Source organism: Bartonella sp. CL70QHWL (genome assembly GCF_042194855.1).
Lineage (GTDB): Bacteria > Pseudomonadota > Alphaproteobacteria > Rhizobiales > Rhizobiaceae > Bartonella.
In genome coordinates this window covers 1-14,889 of the sequence record NZ_JBHINJ010000023.1, presented here as the reverse complement: position 1 = coordinate 14,889, position 14,889 = coordinate 1, and the positions used below count along the sequence as shown (strand labels likewise).

Annotated in this window: 14 protein-coding genes and 1 pseudogene; all 15 read left to right on the top strand. The window is 42.6% G+C overall.

Going from position 1 to position 14,889, the window contains the following annotated elements; genetic code table 11:
* A pseudogene (locus ACFIJZ_RS08550) lies at nucleotides 1-261 on the top strand (hypothetical protein); the annotation flags it as partial.
* Between the two features lie 91 nt (nucleotides 262-352).
* Nucleotides 353-1,477 carry a N4-gp56 family major capsid protein gene (locus tag ACFIJZ_RS08545; RefSeq protein WP_375631676.1) on the top strand — a complete coding sequence of 375 codons (1,125 nt, stop codon included), beginning with the start codon at nucleotides 353-355 and terminating at the stop codon, nucleotides 1,475-1,477.
* Between the two features lie 23 nt (nucleotides 1,478-1,500).
* Nucleotides 1,501-1,881 carry a hypothetical protein gene (locus ACFIJZ_RS08540; protein WP_375631674.1) on the top strand — a complete coding sequence of 127 codons (381 nt, stop codon included), beginning with the start codon at nucleotides 1,501-1,503 and terminating at the stop codon, nucleotides 1,879-1,881.
* Between the two features lie 11 nt (nucleotides 1,882-1,892).
* Nucleotides 1,893-2,600, top strand: coding sequence for a hypothetical protein (locus ACFIJZ_RS08535; RefSeq protein WP_375631673.1), 708 nt, complete (start codon nucleotides 1,893-1,895; stop codon nucleotides 2,598-2,600).
* A 1-nt stretch (nucleotide 2,601) separates the two neighbouring features.
* Nucleotides 2,602-4,059 (top strand): hypothetical protein, encoded by a 1,458-nt coding sequence (locus ACFIJZ_RS08530; protein ID WP_375631671.1) that lies wholly within the window; start codon nucleotides 2,602-2,604, stop codon nucleotides 4,057-4,059.
* Nucleotides 4,059-4,484 carry a hypothetical protein gene (locus tag ACFIJZ_RS08525; RefSeq protein ID WP_375631669.1) on the top strand — a complete coding sequence of 142 codons (426 nt, stop codon included), beginning with the start codon at nucleotides 4,059-4,061 and terminating at the stop codon, nucleotides 4,482-4,484. The genes ACFIJZ_RS08530 and ACFIJZ_RS08525 overlap by 1 nt, the downstream gene beginning before the upstream one ends.
* A gap of 1 nt (nucleotide 4,485) precedes the next feature.
* The gene (locus tag ACFIJZ_RS08520) at nucleotides 4,486-5,406 is read left to right on the top strand and encodes a hypothetical protein (RefSeq protein ID WP_375631667.1); all 921 of its coding nucleotides are present in this window, start codon (nucleotides 4,486-4,488) and stop codon (nucleotides 5,404-5,406) included.
* Nucleotides 5,407-5,448: 42 nt separating this feature from the next.
* The gene (locus ACFIJZ_RS08515; RefSeq protein ID WP_375631665.1) at nucleotides 5,449-6,873 is read left to right on the top strand and encodes a hypothetical protein; all 1,425 of its coding nucleotides are present in this window, start codon (nucleotides 5,449-5,451) and stop codon (nucleotides 6,871-6,873) included.
* Between the two features lies 1 nt (nucleotide 6,874).
* Nucleotides 6,875-9,061: a hypothetical protein gene (locus ACFIJZ_RS08510; protein ID WP_375631663.1), complete on the top strand. Its 2,187-nt coding sequence runs from the start codon at nucleotides 6,875-6,877 to the stop codon at nucleotides 9,059-9,061.
* Nucleotides 9,062-9,077: 16 nt separating this feature from the next.
* Nucleotides 9,078-9,725 carry a transglycosylase SLT domain-containing protein gene (locus ACFIJZ_RS08505; RefSeq protein WP_375631661.1) on the top strand — a complete coding sequence of 216 codons (648 nt, stop codon included), beginning with the start codon at nucleotides 9,078-9,080 and terminating at the stop codon, nucleotides 9,723-9,725.
* Nucleotides 9,726-9,737: 12 nt separating this feature from the next.
* Nucleotides 9,738-10,742 carry a phage tail protein gene (locus tag ACFIJZ_RS08500; RefSeq protein ID WP_375631659.1) on the top strand — a complete coding sequence of 335 codons (1,005 nt, stop codon included), beginning with the start codon at nucleotides 9,738-9,740 and terminating at the stop codon, nucleotides 10,740-10,742.
* Nucleotides 10,743-10,750: 8 nt separating this feature from the next.
* Entirely contained in the window at nucleotides 10,751-11,764 is a 1,014-nt protein-coding gene (locus ACFIJZ_RS08495) for a phage tail protein (RefSeq protein WP_375631657.1), read from the top strand.
* Nucleotides 11,765-11,771: 7 nt separating this feature from the next.
* Nucleotides 11,772-12,905 (top strand): phage tail protein, encoded by a 1,134-nt coding sequence (locus ACFIJZ_RS08490; RefSeq protein WP_375631655.1) that lies wholly within the window; start codon nucleotides 11,772-11,774, stop codon nucleotides 12,903-12,905.
* A 9-nt stretch (nucleotides 12,906-12,914) separates the two neighbouring features.
* Entirely contained in the window at nucleotides 12,915-13,136 is a 222-nt protein-coding gene (locus ACFIJZ_RS08485; RefSeq protein WP_375631653.1) for a hypothetical protein, read from the top strand.
* Nucleotides 13,137-13,158: 22 nt separating this feature from the next.
* On the top strand, nucleotides 13,159-14,889 hold a 1,731-nt coding region (locus tag ACFIJZ_RS08480), incomplete at its 3' end, for an alanine-zipper protein (protein ID WP_375631651.1).

The window sequence follows — 14,889 nt, the reverse complement described above, 5'->3', positions numbered from 1 at the left end:
CTCAATCCGGCAGAAGAGATTTATAGAATAGCGCAAAATCTTGGCTATCAGAACCAAGGGGTTCAAGCGAATAATCAGGTTGCAGAACTTCAAAGCCGGCAGAATTCTGCGAGAACCTTAACAGCATCTGGTGGAGGGGGCGTGACGGGTCCTATGACTTTAGAATCTATTGGAAATATGTCTGATAAAGAATTTGGAGAATGGTATAGCAATCCTAAGAATCAAATCATTTTTGATAAGTTAATGGGGCGCGATGGCTGATTATAGTCTAGGTGCATAACGTAATCCGCTTTTAATGCGGGTTTTTGCCGGCTTTAAGCCGGTTTTTTTATAGCAAAGAAAGGTAAAATCAATGGCAATAACACGTATACCTATTAATGATGCTCAAGCGGTGAAAGCTTGGTCAAAGAGATTAAATTATGAAGCGTCTAAAGCGCTTGATATTGAACCATTAATGGGAGAAGGCTCCAATAGTATCATTCAAGTCAAAAATGAACTTAGGAAAGAAGGTGGAGATTGTGTTACGTTTAGCTTACGAGCACAGATTATGGGGCGTGGTGTAAGCGAGGGTGAAACGCTTAAAGGCAATGAAGAGGCACTCCAATTCCTTCATGATAAACTTTATATCAATGAACTTAATAACGCTGTTTCAACAAAAAATAAAGGTACGATTGATCAACAACGTATTTTGTTTAGTTTACGCGACGAAGCACATAAGGCATTGGTTGATTGGTTTGCAGACCGTTTGAGTTTGATGTTTTTTCTTCAAGTTTGCGGATATACAGCGCCTACAATAAAGTTTGAAGGACGTGAAGTTGAACTTGATGAATTGTATTATGGTTTTAATGCACCGTTGGCACCAAGCAGTAAGCGTATTGTGCGACCAGAAGCCAAAACGAAAGATGAAGACGTAAAAGAGCTGGCAAAACACGGTTTTAGTCTTAATCTCATAGATGAAGCTGTTAAAGTTGCAAAGTTGGCTAACCCCAAAATCAGACCAGTACGGGTTGGTGGTTCCAATGTCTACGTGATGTATCTTCATCCCATACAAGTTATGCAATTGCGTACCAATACAGATACTGGTCAATGGCTTGATATACAAAAGGCAGTTTATTCAGGTTCGCGCGCGAAGAACCCGATTTTTGATGGTTCACTAGGCATGTATAATGGTGTGATTTTACGAGAATCCGAACATGTGACGCATGGTGTTAAATCCGATGGTAGTGTTGAAGAAAATGTCCGCCGTGCTGTATTACTGGGTGCACAGAGTGCGATGCTTGCCTTTGGAGCAGAAAATCAAGATACGCGCTATAAATTGGTTGAAGAGCTTGATGATTATCAACGGGTATATGGTGTTGCAGCTAAGACAATCATAGGCATGAAGAAAACACGTTTCCAAATGCCTGGAAGAGGACAAAATGCGCAAGATTTCGGAACCGTTGTTGTTTCAACTTGCACAGGCGAAAAGCCTTCTTAATTTTCAAAGAAAGGAAATAAAACATGGCAGAAGGATTACCACAACCCCTACAAGGGAGAAACTTGGTTACGCAACAAGTGAGTTTTTTTCGCTTGAACATCTCGTATAAAGATAAGCATTTGACACGCAAAATCGGGACTTTACCACGTGGTGCAATGATCCTTTCGATTAAAGCGTTTGTGAAGACAGCGTTTTCGGATGCGAAATTAAAGATAGGTAGCACCTATGGTGGTAATGAGTTTAGTGAAAAGGACATCAAAACCCAAAGCACTCAAGATTTTACATCAACCAACCAAAAAGAGTTTGTTCCAGAAGATCAAGAGCTTACGCTTTATGCAACACGGGATAAAACAACCGCGGCTGGAGAGTGTGTTGTGGTGGTGCAATTCGTGACCAATCGTTGAGAGGTATTTTGATGACACGTCATTATATTCGGGTTAAGACCGGAGGACCGATACCTGTAAAGCGAGATGTTTATCGTCATAAGAGAACACTTTCGCACTTAGTGTCGGTTATTCAAGATGAGATTGATGACATAGCCGATGAGTATGTTCAACAAATCCAAGAAAGCATTTTTGCAGCCATTCGTTTTTGTGAACGAGAGACTTTTTACTTTAACGAAAGCCGTGATGTGGTGTTTGAGACACGGGCGGGACAAGGTGTTTATGATGCAAGCACTACCCGCCCTATTGAAACAGCTGTTAAAATAAAAAACGTTTATCTAAGCTCTGATCAACATCATAAGTTTGCATTGGAGTGTAAGGACCATGTTTCTTTAGAGCCTTTGTTATCATCAGAGCAGCAAGGAACGCCGGTTTGTTACAGTTATTTTGATAGGAAATTACATCTTTATCCCACGCCGGATAAAGTCTATCAGATTCAACTCATTCTCTCTCCCTTGCGTTTATCAGAAATAGAGAGTGTCGATGAGGAGCATCCATGGTTTGTGCACGCGTTTGATTTGATTAAGGCGCGTGCAAAATACGAACTTTACAAGAATATCTTGAAAGACCCCGATTGTGCAACGGCAGCTTACAATGACTTTAACGAACAGTTGCATGAATTGCGTGCAGAGACGTCTCAACGTCATAACGTGACCAGAATAATACCAACGGATTTTTAAGATGGTTTATTTTCCAGTAGCCGATTACAGACCAGATGTTTCGGTCGTCAACGGTAGCTTTACGGATAGCCTTGTGAATGTTTTACCAGCTGATGGCTGTTACATTCCGATGCCTAGTGCAATGGTTGTGTCTCATGCTTTGGAAGAAAAACCTTTGGGTTCAATCGCCTTTAGAAGCGGTAATGGTGTTAAGATAATCGTAGGAGGAGCTAAAAAGCTTTATGCTTATGATAGCCAAACGCGTGGTTGGCAGGACATCAGTCAAAATGGTGTGACGTATCAGGCAAATGATGAGAACAAATGGTCGTTTGCGTTGTTCGGTGATGCTGTCATTGCGGTGAATAAAAATGATAAACCGCAAGTTTTCAAGGTTCGCAATTCCCAACGATTTGAAGATTTAGGAGGCAATCCCCCCAAAGCAGGTTTGGTGAAAGTTTGGGGCGATTTTGTTTGTTTGATGCAATTGACAGATAATCCTAATCGTATCCATTGGTCAGGTCTCAATGATGCGACCCATTGGACGGTTGGTGTTAAAGATTGTTATTATCATAACTTTAATGATGGTGAACATGTGCAGGGTGCAACAGAATCGAGCAATCCAATCGTTTTTCTACGTTCTGCTGTTTATGCCGGTTCTTTTACGTTAGGGTCTAAGGTTCCGTTCATTTTTCAAAAGCTACAAGACAAGCGTGGAGCAAGAAGTGCAGCATCTATAGCCTGTCGTGGTAGTGATGCCTTTTTTGCTGGTGATGGCGGCTTTTATCAAATGAGTTTGGATGGTCAACTTTTATCGATAGGCTTTGAAAAGGTCGACCGAACGGTGTTTTCGACCTTTGATAAGCTTGCTCTTGATGAGATGCAAGCGGTGATAGACCCTGTCCATAATCGCGTTTACTGGTCCTTAAAAAGTTACAATAACGAGCAAACGACCTTTGTTTATGATTGGGGCTTGCAGAAATGGTCGACACTACAGGGAGAGCTTTTCACGTTCTTTCCAGTGTTTACAACAGGTTATACTTTAGAACAGTTAGATGAGATTTCGATCAATCTTGAGGCATTGCCGGCTTCTTTAGACAGCCCCCGTTGGCAAAGTGGCGCTCCAATGCTTGGTGCTTTTGATGAAAACAATCGGCTTGTTATGTTTACAGGAGCCCCGATGGAGGCAACGGTTGTTTCACAAGAGATGGGGGCACCGGATGGAAGTTTTAACTTTATTACGAAGATGTTTGCCGAAGTTGATACGACGGAAGGTCTTTTAAGCATTGGAGAGCGTCGGCTTCGCAATAATCAGACACCGATCACATGGCACAAGGAGAGGGTGTGTTCGTATGTCACGGGCGCTTATCATGGGCGTTCGCGCAATCGTTATCACCGCTTTAAATTGCGCATTCCTGAAGGCATTCATTGGAACCATATTACGGGATTTAATGTGGATTTACGTCCTTTAGGCAGAGGGTAATGGCAAAAGTCTTTTTGACCACGTCTTGGGATATGGAGCGTATAGCCCCTTATCTTGAAGAAATCATTGCATCTTTTAGAGAGTATGTAGAGCGTTTCAAACATGAAATTACGTTGCAAGAACTCATTGAAGCGATTTGCATGGGCGAGAAACAGTTATGGCTTGTTTTGGATGATGAAGAGCGCTTTTTAGCGGTCGTCACGACCCAGATACAACAGACAGTTTTAGGAAAGAAACGCGCTCTGATTTGTGAATGTAGTGGCAAGGGTGTTCTTGATTTGGTTGACAATTTGCAAGTTGTAGAGGATTGGGCGCGTGAGAATGGGGCTTCTGAAATGGAGATCTTGGGTCGTTTGGGTTGGAAACGTGCATTGGACAAGCAAGGTTACAGCATAGATATGCTTTATTACAGGAAGGAATTGTAACATGGGGAGCAAGACACCGACAACAACAGAACAAAAGCAGGTGCAGACAAGCGCTCCTCCCTCTTGGATGCAGAATGTATTTAAGCGTGGTGGTGCAGATGCGTATAACATGTATGACACAGGGATTGGGGGTAATGTGTATGGAGGACCTCGTGTTGCGCCGTTAAGTGCTCAAACCACCCAAGCCATAGGTGGTCTTGGGAGTGTCCCTCATCATTATCAAAATCGCTCTTTGATGAATACAATCTATAATCCAACGTCGGCAGCCATGAATCTTAGACATATGGCTTCTGGTGGTATGATGGGAGAAAATTCGTATTTCAAACGAGCACTTCAAGAAGCGTTAGATGACTCAGACACTCAAATTAACAGATATTTCTCAGGGATTGGTCGTTATGCAACTCCTGATCACAGAGAGGAAGTGCGGAAAGGAAGAGATTCTATATACGCTCGTGCTATGTTAGAGCAATTTAATCGTGATGCGGATCGCATGATGCAAGCCAATGCCATGATAGACCAAGCCAATCAAAATCAGTTGGGAGCATCAAATAACTTCTTACAGGGTTATGGCAATGCCTATTCCAATGCCATACAGGGGGGAGGTGTGCTTGATAATTACAATCAGAGAATTGTTGATGCCAATCGTGAACGTTGGCTGGAACAAGACAATAGCGGCTGGAATAGGTTGAATATGCTTATGAACGCCGGTCATGGCTTTGCAAGGAATTACGGCACGACGACGAATAATCATACAATCTCTAAGATAGAGGGCAATAATCCGTGGAAAAATGTAGGAACTATAGGTTCTTTAGCACTTCAAGCAGCACCGATGGCTTTTGGTTATATGGCAGGTGGTCCAATGGGAGCAGCGTTGGCAGGAGGAGCATCCAAGTTTTTTTTAGATTACATGAATCAAAAGTGAGCTCTGTAGAATAATTAAAGAATAGTTTTGTAGGAGAGTGTGATGGCATTTCCAATATTATTTCCATTATCTTTTGCAGGTTTGATGGCTGCGAGAGCTGCGCCTCATGTTTTTAGGTATCTTGCTCCTAAAGCGGTTACAGGGGCGAATAGATTGGGACAATTAATAACAAAGAACCCCGTGGGGAATTTCATAACAAAGTACCCCAAAACCTCTCTATTTATGACTGGAATGTCAGGCATTGAAAGTATGATGACACCAGAGAAAGCACAAGCCCCATCCAACCCCTATTTACAGAATAGTCTGAATCCATATGGACCATTTATGCCCTATACGGCTCCTAGAGCGGAAATGCCTCTTGGATTTGATCAACATCCACCCATGCCAAATGCACTAGAGAGTACTCCACAAGAACTAAAACCTCATGTTAATGAACAAACGCAACCATTAGCACCCGCTTCCCCAACACCGCCTTCTGAACCAACAGATGCAGAGAAATTTTTACAGTCCAATACTTATAAGTTTTTTCAATCAGATGCGTATCAGAAGCTCAAAGATCTTTTTGCAGGTATGGCGGCAGCACCCACAGATGGTTCTGGATGGGATGCGCTTGCAAGTGGTGTGAAGCATCTTAATGAAGGAGATAAGGAAAGAGGGCAGGTTAACCAGACTGTCGAGTATCTAAAGTCCAAAGGCTACAGCGAAGAAGAAGCTGCTGTCATGGCAAGGAATCCTCAAATGCTTAGTGCGATGCTAACAGGTGGTGATACTCCTAAGTTAAGTCAGGGGTTTCAATGGTATACCAATCCAGAGACTGGTGAACGCGAAATGAGACCGGTAAAGGGGTCTCCACAAGAACTTGAGTATAATCAGAAGCTACAAGCACAGAAAGAGTGGGAGGGTAAAAAGCAAAAAAATATTATTGCCACAAAACATCAGATGAACGCTGGGATAGATGCTATTCGTGATTCGATTGCACTCATTCGCAAACATAAGATTAACGGGTTTAAGGCGTGGGCTACGCGTGGAATTGGAGGAACTCCTGCGAATGAATTAGAAAAATTATTTGATACGATTAAGGGTGGTGCTTTAAAGGCGGTATTTGAGAGCTTAAAATCGATGGATCCTAGAGGAAGTCTTAGTGTTGGTCCTATATCAGATTACGAAAGTCGGACGATGGTAGCAACCTTTGGTTCTTTAGATTCTGCGCGTAATACAAAAGGGCTACTGAAAACTTTAGAAAATCTTGAAATAACATTTAATGCTTTAAATAAGCTTCAGAAAACTGATTTGCATGATTGGATGACGGGGAAGATAACCCCTCAAGAAATCTCTGATAAATATAATACTCAGAAAAAAGGCGTTATGGAGTTTGTGAAGGTATCCAGTCCCAAAGAGAGCGCTAAATTTGAGATAGGAACAAAAATTCAAGATGCAGATGGTAATATTAGAATAAAGAGATACTAAAATGCTTAATCATAAGAATGATAACGTTGGAAAACGTCAGGTTTGGAATGATGATCAGTATCCTATTATTGGACATATAACAGATTATAATAAACGCTCTTCAAATAGTCAGATTTGGAATGATGATCAATATCCTATTATTGGACACATATCAGACTATAACAACCATTCTTATGAGGAAGAAGCAGAACATCCCGAAATAAGTGAAAGTGAAGCCTTTTGGAATTCTTTAAAGCATGGTTTGAGTTTTAATTTAGATGATGAGATTGCGGGGATCACAGCGGCAGGACGTGATTCTGATGATGAGTTGGCAATAAAGGCTTTTGCGAAGGGGCTTTACAACTATTGGACTGGAGATAAGAAAACCATAGAAAAATATGAGAAAGAAGCTAATAGAATACGTGATTATTATCGTAGGATGAGTGATCAACATTATTGGACTTCTTTTGCTGGAAATGCTTTAGGGTCGGCAATTCCTTCCCTTGCGACTTTAGGAGGAGGATTGTTAGCCTCAGGAGCACGCTTTGTAGCGCCTACACTTGCAAGGAATGTGGCGGGGTCAAAATTAGGTCAAGCCTTTTTGAAAGCAGGTCAGTTACCCCCAAGTCGATTTGCAAGTCCATTTTTAGGCATCACGAACAAAACAACATTACCTCATTTGCTTAAAGTAGGAGCGGCATCTGGTGCATTACATGGCGCAGGAGAAGGCGAAGGGCTTGGTAATACACTTACAAGTACGTTATCTGGTGCAGGTTTAGGAGCGGGCGGGGCATTGGTTGGAAGTGCTTTAGGTCATTTGGCTGGTTATCCGGTAAGCGGAATACGAAGACTTTTTTCTCCTTCTCATAAGGAAGGTGTTGCAACAGACACGTTAAGAGCAATCAGTAAACATTTAGGTAAGGAGGCTTCTGAAGAGCTAGGAAACTCTTTTAAGAATGCAGTTCCTACCGATTACGTAGCTGATCATAGTCCTTTTTTACAGGATCTTGTTTTTGATATCGCGAAAAGAAATCAAGGAGCTTATCTTGATTTGACTAAAAGAGCTGGGCAGAGAGCGCTGGGAGGAGGGGAGCGTATTCATCAAGCTGCTGATGAACACTTTGTTCCTCGTCAAAATGTCACAGGTTTAAAAGATGATCTTATCGCGAGTAGAGAAGCAGAATCACATACTCTTTACGAAATAGCCAAGAAAACGCCGATAGGAGAAAAATATTATGGGGCTCTTAATGATTTAATGAAGCGTCCATACTTCAAACAAGCTTATGATGAAGGACTAAAGCGGTTTATTACGGATGGCAACAACGTTAGTCCGTTTTCTTCTCAAAAATTTAGTCTCCTTAAGGAGAAACCAAACATGGGGGCTCTTCATAAGACTAAAGAGGTTGTCGATTTAATGATAAGGACCGAAAAGAGACAAGGAGATAATAGCCAAGTTCGCAGTTTAGTTGGTATCAAGAAAAAATTATTAGAGCTTATGGATGATATATCGTCTGAATATAAGAAGGGACGGGCATTATATCATCAATATAGTTCAGATGTAGATGCTATGGGCGAAGGAGAAAAAGTCCTTAGAAAGTCGGTTAATAAGGATAAATTCAGTAAAATTTTTGATGAATTACCAGAGGGACAACAAGAATACTTTAAAAAGGGATCAAGAGCAAAACTTTTACAAGGCATGGGTCAAACAAAAGATGAAGTGTCCAAGGCAAAGGAGATTTTTGGTACAAATGATCTATATGAACGATTTGCGAAGACTTATGGAGCAGATAAAGCTTCTGCTGTTAAGAAGGTTGTCGATAGAGAAGCTAATTATGCAGATTTTTATAACAGAATACCCAATCGTGTAGCGAATGAAAAGATCTCTTTTACGCATAATGTCAGTATGCCAACGGGTAAACATGATGCAGCTGTACAATTAGCAAAAGCTGCTGGGAAGGCAGCTTGGATTCCTTTCAAAGAGGCGGCGTTTAGAGAGCGTCAACGGATTGAAAAGGATGTTGTCAAATTGTTAACAGGGGGGACACAGATTAAGAATGATCAAATTGTAGCTCTCATTCAACGCATGGTAAACGCGCATCATAAGGGATATGCGACAAAAGAATGGTTCAAAAAGCTTTCTGCTGCTTTGTTTGGAGGTGGGGGAAAAGCCTCAACGGAGGAGTTGAATTTATTGAGTGCATTTGAGTAAGGGAGGAGATTAGGCTATGACCCGTTATAGTCCTGCTGTTAATCAAGCGATACGGCAAACGGCAGCGCGATATGGTTTGCCAGAGAGCTATTTGTACCGTGTTGCGCAAGTGGAAAGTGGAGGCAATCCGAATGCAAGGAATCCCCGCTCTTCTGCTGGTGGGTTGTATCAATTTATAGACAGCACCGCCAAACAATATGGTTTGCAGGATCGTTTTGACCCCATGCAAGCGGCAGATGCCATGGGGCGGTTGACGCTTGATAATCGCAATCATTTAAGCCGCCTTTTGGGAAGAGCGCCTAGTGAAGCGGAGTTGTATTTAGCCCATCAACAAGGTGCAGGAGGAGCCGCGCGTCTTTTGCAAAATCCCCATGCCAATGCGGCGCAAATTGTTGGCAGCAATGCGGTTGGCTTGAATGGTGGAAACAATGCTATGCGTGCAAGTGATTTTGTCAACCGTGTATTACAGATGTATGGTGGGCAGCCTCATAGAGCAAGTCCTACAGCGCATGGTGGCATTAGAAATAGAGACAACTTGTTAGAGGTTTTAAGGGCATTATTAGCATCACAAGAAGAGGCTTCGGAAGAAGAAGAGAGTGATGATGATAATCCTTTGATGACGCAATTCATGCGGGCGTTTTACGGACCATTTTACCGGAATTAGGATTTATGAGAGATGTCAACGATCTATGATTGGTCGCTTAGAGCGGCGGATAATACGCGCGTAGATGATTTGATTGATTGGTCCGAAGGACAGTATCCTAGCAGTGTGAATACGAGCGCCCGTGTGATGATGCAGCGCGTAAAGGAATACTTGTCAGACACGGGTGGAGAGCTTGAAGGCATTGTGACAAATGATCATGTCCAACAAACGAGTGTGATAAGACTTGCAAGCACTTCACAGTTTTTAGAGTATAAGAATGGTATCGTTTTGCGCTTTATGGCGACGGGTAAGAATGTTGGCGCAACCACGATTGTCTTAAATGCTTTAGATGGCAAGCCGGTTTATAAAGCAACAGAATTAGGCATCAGTGCATTATCGGGAGGGGAAATCCAACAAGGGTGCATTTATACATTGTTTTATAATGGAGATCATTGGCATCTTGTTAATCCTACCCCGATTCCCTTAGAAGTAAAAGAAAGCAGTCTTTATCCCACGGGTTTTATAGGAACGTTTGGAATGCGTGGGATTCCAAAGGATTGGTTAATTTGCGATGGGAAGGCTTATTTGCGTCGTGATTATCGTGATTTATTTGAGACGATAGGAACGGTTTGGGGAGAGGGGGATGGCGTTACGACGTTTAATGTTCCCGATTTTCGAGGAATGTTTTTACGGGGGCTTGATGGAGGGCGCAATATTGATGAAGGGCGTTCTTTTGCAAGTGTGCAAACAGATTTAATCGAGTCGCATCAACATCAAGGACAGAGCCTTTCGATGTCTCATTTTACCAGCAACGAAAACTTTTGGGATGGGAATACGACAGATGTATTGGGCTATCGTCTAGGCTTGTTTGGGGGGAGCTCTCTAGCGAATTTTATGGGTATAGAGCGTGAGAATTTAGGGAGTCACGTTGCAAGTCCTTATACTCTTGATGAGAGCCAAGAGGTTGTTTTGGAGAGCACTGGTGAGGGCGAGACGCGTCCAGTTAATGTGAGTGTTCTGTTTGCGATTAAGACATGAGGTGTAAGATGTCGACGATCTATGATTGGTCTTTAAATGCCTCCTTGAATGCCTATTGTGATGATTTAATAGATTGGTCAAAAGGACAACGTCCTAGTAGTCTGAATAATAGTGCTCGTGTGATGATGCAGCGTGTGCGTGAATATTTATCCGATACGAGTGGTGTGATTGAAAGCACTTTTACGGTTGATGCTGAACAGCAGACGACGTTGATAAGACTTCAAAGCCAATCGCAATTTTTAGAGTATAAGAATGGGATATCAGTTTGTTTTAAAGCGAAGGGTAAGAATGTTGGGGAAACCGCAATTGCCTTGAATGATTTAGCTGCTAAACCTGTTTACAAGGCAACGGAATTAGGCATTCGTGCATTATCTGGAGGTGAACTTCAAAGGGGGTGCATTTATAGCTTGATTTATAGGGATCATGCTTGGCAAGTTTTAAATCCTACGCCTCTCTCTTTATCACAAGAACCGGTTATTCCCATTTATCCGACAGGGACGATAGGAATTTTTGGGATGCAAGTTTTGCCAGATGGCTGGTTACCTTGTGATGGGAAGGCTTATTTGCGCAGTGATTATCCTGCTCTTTATGAAGCGATAGGGATCAGGTGGGGAGGCGCTGATAGTTGGACGAAGTTTAACGTTCCCGATTTGCGTGGTGTTTTTTTACGAGGTGTTGATGATGACCGCGAGATAGACCGCTTTCGTTATCTTGGCACTTTACAAAATGACGCTATGAGAAAGCATGATCATAGTGGTCAATCCTTTACGATTTTGAATGATGAAAATCAGGAAGAGAGTTGGCATGGTGATATGACGATCATCTGGGGATATGTGTTGAATGAACAGCAAAGGTTGAAACTTGCCGAACGTTTGGGTGTAAGGGCAGAGGATATACGTGTGCACCATAAGCTCGCCTTTCCCCATTCCCACCTTCACATGCGTGATGTTGCATTGGCAAGTTCAGGTATAAGTGAGACGCGTCCGATTAATATAAGTGTTGTATTTGGAATCAAGACGTGAGGTTCAGATGTCCACGATTTATGATTGGTCTTTAACGGCATCTGAGAATGGTGGGGCTGATGCTTTAATTAATTGGTCAGAGGGACAGCACCCTAACACGGTTAATAATAGCGCTCGTTTTATGATGCAACGGGTGCGTGAATATTTATCGGATACGGGCGGCGTACTTGAAGGGATTGTGACGGTTGATAATAACCAAAAGACGAGCGTGATAAGGCTTCTAAGCCAATCGGCATTTTTAGAGTATAAGAATGGCATATCGGTTTGTTTTAAAGCGAAGGGTAAGAATGTTGGGGCGACAACAATTGCTTTAAATAATTTAGCCGGTAAGCCCGTTTATAAGGCGACAGAAACCGGTTTATTAGCCTTATCGGGAGGAGAGATACAAGATGGCTGTCTTTATACGCTTGTGTATGATGAAGATATAACCGGTTGGCAAGTTCTCAACCCGACAAGGGGCAAAGTTTCTTCCTTAAAACGCTTACCCACTGGTCTGATAGGACCGTTTGCAATGGAGCGCTTGCCGGATGGTTGGTTGCCATGTGATGGGAAGGCTTATCCGCGGCTTGTCTATTGGGATTTATTTTGTGTCATAGGAACGACGTGGGGAGAAGGAGATGGCGCCACGACGTTTAATGTTCCCGATTTTCGGGGGCTATTTTTACGGGGACTTGATAATGAACGCAATTTAGACCCTTGGCGTTCTTTTGCAAGTATACAACCCTGTTCTTTAAAAGCGCACGAACATTTTATAGGTCCAGCGTCATCAGAAGGTCTTTCTTCTCGAAAAAAACGAGATGTTTCTTCTTCTGAAGCTCACTTGCAAAGGCGCAAGAGAGCTATAGACGAAGAGTGTGTAGGTTTGAGTGGGGATGCCTTGGAAAGGTGTAATCAAGAATTTGACCAAATAGCAGGAAGTCCACAGGTAGAGACTCCCTTTTGGTTTACAGAAAAAGATAAGCCGCCGCGTTTACCTTGGTTTATCAGGAGCCCCTTTGAAAGCTTTTTAAGTTTTTCGATGCCGATTAAAGAGGGCATCTATGACAGAGAGCATCATGAACATCACCTTATGGCAGAGAGGGTTGGTGGGGTTGAAACGCGCCCCGTTAATGTGAGTGTAGTTTATGGGATCAAGACATGAGGAGTTGAAATGTCATTAAAACCGTTTGCGATATCAGAGATTAGCGACCCGTCTCAAGTACGGGTCGTTTTGTATTCGGGGGAAGGATTTGTACATGCGCCGCTTAATGGCGTTTTTGATTTACTGAAAGCAGCTTTGAAAACAGAGCTTAATGGTTCTGTAAAAGATTTAGAGAAGCGCTTAGAGACCTTAAGAGAAGAGTTTGAAGATTTGAAAGAGTGTTCATTTTAGGTTTAATGGAGGAATAAAACATATGAAAATACCCGATCATAGTCATGAGTATCTGATACCAATAGCAACGCAAGAGGAAATCAGAGAAGGAACTTCGCAAGATAGCGTTGTTGTTCCTAAGATTTTAGGGACGGCATCTTTGTATTCGTATGAAACTTTTGCACCATTAGAACAGGTTGTTAATGCAAGGCAAGAGTCTGAAAAATCCATGGCGCGTGCAAATAGTGCGCAACAGGTTGCAGAGGAATCGAAAAGGGTTTCTGATCAAGCGCTTACAGAGGTGACGAAAACGGGTGAAGCGGTTACAGCAGCTACGACAACCGCTAATCTTGCAAAAGATACAGCGGATACAGCCAAGGGATTAGCAGAAGAATCCAAGAGTGCATCAGATGCCGCCAAGCAAATGGCAGAAGAGGCAAAAGCTCTTTCAGAACAATCCAAGAATGCTTGTGCTGAAGTCAAGGCATCTGTTGCAACTGTTAAGATAGTTGCCGAATCGGCGCAAACAGGAGTGGAACAAGCCTCGCAAACAGCTTCAGAAGCGAAGGGTTTGGCGGAATCGGCGAAAAGTGCAGCAGAGAGTGTAACAGAGAAAGTAGATCAAGCACTAAGAGAGGCTAGCGATGCAAAATCTAAAGCAGAAGGCTTAGAAACAATAGCCAATGAAGCAAAATCCACGAGTGATCAAGCAAGCCAAACCGCTTTGAGTGCAAAAAGTTTATCAGAAGAAGCCAAGGAAGTAGCCGAGACTGCGAAGTCGACAGCAGAAGAAGCGAAGAGTGTTGCGGAGCAAGCAAAAGAAGAAGCTGATACGACGAAGCAAGGGCTTGGAGAGGTCAAGAGTTCATTAGACACGGTGACAGCAACGACAAATTCTGCGAATACAGCCGCCTCTGAGGCAAAAGTGTTAGCGGAAGAAGCGAAGAGTGCATTGACAGAAGTTCAAGAGAAGGCACAGAGGAACAGTGACAGTCTTTCTGAACTTCAAAGTAAGGTAGGTTCTCTTTCCACTAATTTTTTAGAGAATGTGCGTTTTAATCAACCTAACAGAATTCTGGAAGACGATCCGGAAAATAGAAAAGGTCTTGTGATCAATAACGGTGCATGTTTTCGCTTTTATCATGGTGGTGAGAATGGGGGTAGGTACCTCTTTTACCGCGTTCCAAGGCGTGGAAGGATGACTTTTGACAAAGATCTTGAAGCAGGCAAGGATTATTATATTTATCTTATACCAACCCTCACTAATAATAATGAGATATCCTTTGAAATTTCGCAAAATCCGACGGCTCCTGATGGCTATACAGAGGATACCTCTAAAAAGATTGGTGGATTTCATACGCTTTGTGCAGATGTTGGTGAGATTGAAGATCATCCGTTATCGGGTTATCAAGCGGGGGATATTCTCCCTGATTCTGTTTGGTGTTTAAATCACCGTCCACGTAGTGACCCAGAGGGAATGGTTTACGATCCGTGGAAGAATATTTGGGTTGATATTTATCTTCAATCAGGGACAGATGAAAATACGAAGTCTGCCTATGGTGTTCCGATTACAACCAATCGTAGCTATTCTGACCATCACGTGGATTTTTCGTCTGTTAATAAGAGATTTTTGACGAGTGATGAGTTCGCGTCTTGTATGTGTGGAATCAATTCGGGAACCAGTATTATAGGCAATAAAGCGCCTTCTCTTAAGACGTCTGGAGGACACGTTGATACAAACAATAGACGGATGATTTCGCATATCGGTTGTGAG